The organism is Ruegeria sp. BH8 (assembly GCF_056538065.1).
This window is the reverse complement of record NZ_JBQFSP010000041.1, coordinates 1-3975: the sequence shown is the minus strand read 5'-3', so window position 1 is coordinate 3975 and position 3975 is coordinate 1. Positions and strand designations below refer to the sequence as shown.

The window sequence follows — 3975 nt, the reverse complement described above, 5'->3', positions numbered from 1 at the left end:
CGGCGCGCTTGCCCAAACCAAAACCGAAGAATATGAAAACCAGACCCGCAGACTCTCGTTATGAACGAGGGAGCCTCGGGGGGCAGGTCACTATTAGAAAGCAATGAGTTATCTAATAGGAGGAATATGTCATGGGAACGGTTTACACGCGACCTTCGTCTCGGGAAGCGGTCAGGAGATTGCCTACCCGACCAGCGGTGGCCTATGACACATCTATTCCCGCAACATCATGGGCGAATACGGCGACTACGAGGGGTCCATTGCGGCACGGGGCGAAATGACACTTTAAACGTTTTCGGTAGGCTGTCTTTGACTTACTGTGGTGCGTCAGCTTCAACGAGCGAACTCATATTACCAGAAGCTGCGGAAGGGATGGACGTCCACTTTTTGTCATCGCTCGGAATACTCAACGAAGGCGGGTGCTATCGATGACAATCAAAAACTCTGCGGTCGTGTCGCCTGTGTTAGAGAAGGTGTGGTCCTGATCTGCAGGGTAAAACAGAAAGTCTCCAGCGTTGAGGTCAAAAATCTCTTCTCCGATCTTAACACGCAGTTGTCCAGCTCTGAGAAATAGATGCTCTTCAACGCCCATTCGATGAGATGGGAAAGGTCCGGTTGTTTGGCCTGGTGGCAACGTGTTCATGGCTACATCGACGCCGCGGCCCCGATACAGGGGAGACAGAGAGCGCCTCTCGAATCCTGTTTCGGCCTCTTTGAAAAGAGGCTGCTTTAGATATGGAATCATCAAACATCCACTGCCGAGCTTGCCGCCAATGAGCTGCGAGATCGTCACATCGAGCGCCTCGGCCAATTTGCCCAGAACAGATGTTGTCGGTGTCGCTTCACCTCTTTCGATCTTCGATATCATTGCCCGACTGACTCCGGACGCATTCGCCAAAGCGTCAAGCGTCAAGTCTCGTGATTGGCGATGACGCTTTAGCGCACCGGGGAGCGACGGGGTTTCCATATGTCCTCAATAGAACTTTGGCTGATGCTTGAGAAGCATGCTTCGGTACATGGGTTCCTCGCGGGAGCAAGAGCAAGAACCAACCCACTCATTCATTTCCCTTTACTGTCTTGCTCCGCGAAAGACGATGCAATTACGCCAGGTTGTGATCGGCAAGTACTTCTAGGGATTGCACAAGCGCGGCATGGTCCTTGTCGCCCAGATCATGGGCTGCGCAGACGTTAAACAGCTGCTGGCATAAGGCGGTTGCAGGAAGCGGTATTGAATTTTCCTTGGCGCTCGACAGAGCGAGATCCAAATCCTTCTGATGCAGCCGAATGCGAAACCCTGGTTCAAACGTGCGTTCGACCATACGCCTGCCATGCATCTCGAGAATCTTTGAGTTAGCAAAGCCACCGAGAAGGGCCGTACGTACTTGCTCGGGGTCAGCGCCGGATTTGGATGCGAAGAGAAGTGCTTCGCTAACGGCAAGGATCGTCGTTGCGACGATAATCTGGTTCGCGATTTTCGCTGTCTGGCCGTCCCCGTTTTGTCCGACTAGGCTGATGTTGCGGCCTAAGGCTTCGAAGATCGGGTGTGCACGTGCAAATGCAACTTTGTCACCTCCGACCATAATCGTCAGTGTCGCGTTCTTGGCACCAACCTCACCTCCGGAAACCGGGGCATCCAGATAGCCGCATCCCGCGTCGCGCACACGCTGCGCGAAGGCCTTTGTGGAAGTTGGGGCGATCGAGCTCATATCGATGACCAGAGAGTTTTTTCCCAATCCAGAAACAACGCCTTGCGGACCGAATAACACCGTTTCGACCTCTTGGGTGTCCGGCAACATGAGGATTACAGCATCTGCCGCGTTTGCAACGCTTGCAGGCTCATCTTCGGTCCGAAGGCCTTTTGAAACGAGTTCGTCCGGGGCCGCCTTGTGATGGGTCGAAGTGATGACGTCGAACCCTGCGTCGAGCAAATTGCTGGCCATCGGGGCGCCCATTACGCCAAGGCCGATGATCCCAACCCGGCTTATCACCCGGCTTGCAGCGCCGCCCGCCTCACTCATAGGAATTCACCAGGTCCGACACTTGGGATTGGCTGGCTCCTGCGATCCGCGCATTGGGTCGTGCGGTTGCAAACCCGACGCAGAGCAGAACCTCATCCGGCCTTGGGGAACCAGGCACGACAATCGTCATTGTGTCCATAGCATCATAATCCCAACCGTCATCCACACCCCCAAGGATCATATCGATTGGTGAACCGGCGGTGCCCGACTTGCCGTTGCCAGGGATGAGCGCCATGCCACGTTGAAGACCATTGCGCATTGTCAGTCCGATACGAACGTGAATCATCGCCGCCCCGTGTTCGAGATCGCCGTTTGTGCCGACGATGACCGCTTTGCCAAAACTACGGACAGTGTCCTGTCCTATTCTGGCCAATGCACGCTCGGTGAGCAGGTTGCCTGCCTGTACCGACAGTTCGACCAGCTCTGACAGGTCCTCCACGCCGGATTGTCCTGCGAGCGGGTTCAATAATGTCGCACAAGCAGCGACTCTACGAGCTGGTTCCGCAAGTTCCACACCGCCTTCGCGGCGTATCTCCTGCTCGATCAAATGGATGTCTCGGACTTGCATTACCCAGCCTCCTGAAAATTGCCGTCTACTATAATTTCTACTATATAGGAATATGTCAAGACCGCCAACTTGATGTCACCAAAACCCGGCAACTCACTCATTAACAAGATATATTTAAGGTATTTCGTTCTCCATTCACTAATATCCAAACGAATAGACATCTGGATGGGCATGGATTATCTTATATAGTAGAATCACTGCTTCCTGAGAACCGCCTGATGAAGGAGAGAACCACGTGAAAACTCTGATACTCGGAGCCGGTGGAGTCGGCGGATACCTTGCGGGTCGTATGGCTCAGCGCGGCCATATGCCCACCCTTCTTTTGCGAGAAGGGACGGCGCAGGTCGTCGAGCAGAATGGCTTGCATATCCAAAGCCCACTGGGAGACTGGACTGGTACGGTTCCTTACCTGCACTCAGAAGAAGGCAACCCGCGAGGTCACAAAACTGAGGAAAACTCATTCGATTTAGTCGTTCTGAGTTGCAAGGCCTACGATCTTCACAGCGCTATCGATGCAATTGCACCCCATGTGTCCTCTGAGACTTTGGTTCTACCGTTGCTGAACGGCGTCCGCCATATCGAAATCCTCCGGCAGGCCATCCCTCATGCCCGCCTACTGGGCGGTGTCGCGCATATCGGGGCGACGACGAATGGGCCAGGACAGGTCAAACACCTCAATCGGCTGTGCAGTTACTTCGCCGGACCTCTTCGGGGCGGACCTGAAGTACCAGAACAAATGCAGCTTCTTCTCTCTTCGATCCAGGGTAATGACCTTGATACGCAGCTTGTGGCTGATGCGTCAGAAGCTATGTGGACCAAATTTGTTTTTCTCGCCACGCTTGCGGCTGTCACATGCCTGTATCGCGCGGATATCGGCACGATTGTCGCGGTTCCAGGCGGTCGGGACACAATCCTGATGACATTGAACGAGGCATGCGCAGTTGCCGAGGCAGAAGGGTATCCTCCGCCCGAGCGTGATCTTGAGCGTTATCGCTCGCAACTGACCGAGGAAGGGTCGAACGCAGCGGCGTCTATGCTGCGCGATTTGCTTGCGAGACGGAGGACCGAATCTGAACACATCCTTGGTGATATTGTCGCGCGAGGTGAATTGCACGGCTTTGCCACGCCCAACCTCGCGACAGCCCTGCGCCATCTGCGCGCATACGAAATTCAAAGAACCAGATCATGACTGAATTGCCTGTTTACAGCATACAATTGAGAGGCAGCAAAGATGTTCGACTATAGTCTTTTAGATTGGACGAGCTTTCTGTCTCTTGCTGTTCTATTAAACATTGCGCCGGTATTGCCAAGTTGTTCGTCTGTCTTGACTGGGCTATCCGCGGGCCATGAACAATCCGACCAATATGCCACGCCTAAAAGGGTTCCGCT

General features: G+C 54.1%; 4 protein-coding genes. 1 reads left to right on the top strand and 3 read right to left on the bottom strand.

Annotated elements, in window-relative coordinates; genetic code table 11:
- Window positions 1-406 precede the first annotated feature (406 nt).
- The 3 genes from ACR0AD_RS20985 to ACR0AD_RS20975 all read right to left on the bottom strand — a co-directional run bounded on the left by ACR0AD_RS20985 (window position 407) and on the right by ACR0AD_RS20975 (window position 2586).
- A complete protein-coding gene (locus tag ACR0AD_RS20985) occupies window positions 407-967 on the bottom strand; it encodes a helix-turn-helix domain-containing protein (protein ID WP_480489502.1) in 561 nt (186 codons plus the stop codon).
- Window positions 968-1100: 133 nt separating this feature from the next.
- A complete protein-coding gene (locus tag ACR0AD_RS20980) occupies window positions 1101-2018 on the bottom strand; it encodes a 2-hydroxy-3-oxopropionate reductase (protein ID WP_480489503.1) in 918 nt (305 codons plus the stop codon).
- Window positions 2011-2586: an amino acid synthesis family protein gene (locus ACR0AD_RS20975; RefSeq protein WP_480489504.1), complete on the bottom strand. Its 576-nt coding sequence runs from the start codon at window positions 2584-2586 to the stop codon at window positions 2011-2013. Before ACR0AD_RS20975 ends, ACR0AD_RS20980 begins: the two co-directional genes overlap by 8 nt.
- Window positions 2587-2821: 235 nt before the next feature.
- Between ACR0AD_RS20975 and ACR0AD_RS20970 the strand changes: the two genes are divergently transcribed.
- Window positions 2822-3775, top strand: a complete 954-nt coding sequence (locus tag ACR0AD_RS20970; RefSeq protein ID WP_480489505.1) for a ketopantoate reductase family protein — start codon at window positions 2822-2824, stop codon at window positions 3773-3775.
- Window positions 3776-3975: the final 200 nt, after the last annotated feature.

What these genes read in the sequence shown, in the direction of transcription:
- ACR0AD_RS20975 (WP_480489504.1), bottom strand. Translation starts at nt 2,586, where the DNA reads ATGCAAGTCCGAGACATCCATTTGATCGAGCAGGAGATACGCCGCGAA.
- ACR0AD_RS20980 (WP_480489503.1), bottom strand. Translation starts at nt 2,018, where the DNA reads ATGAGTGAGGCGGGCGGCGCTGCAAGCCGGGTGATAAGCCGGGTTGGG.
- ACR0AD_RS20985 (WP_480489502.1), bottom strand. Translation starts at nt 967, where the DNA reads ATGGAAACCCCGTCGCTCCCCGGTGCGCTAAAGCGTCATCGCCAATCA.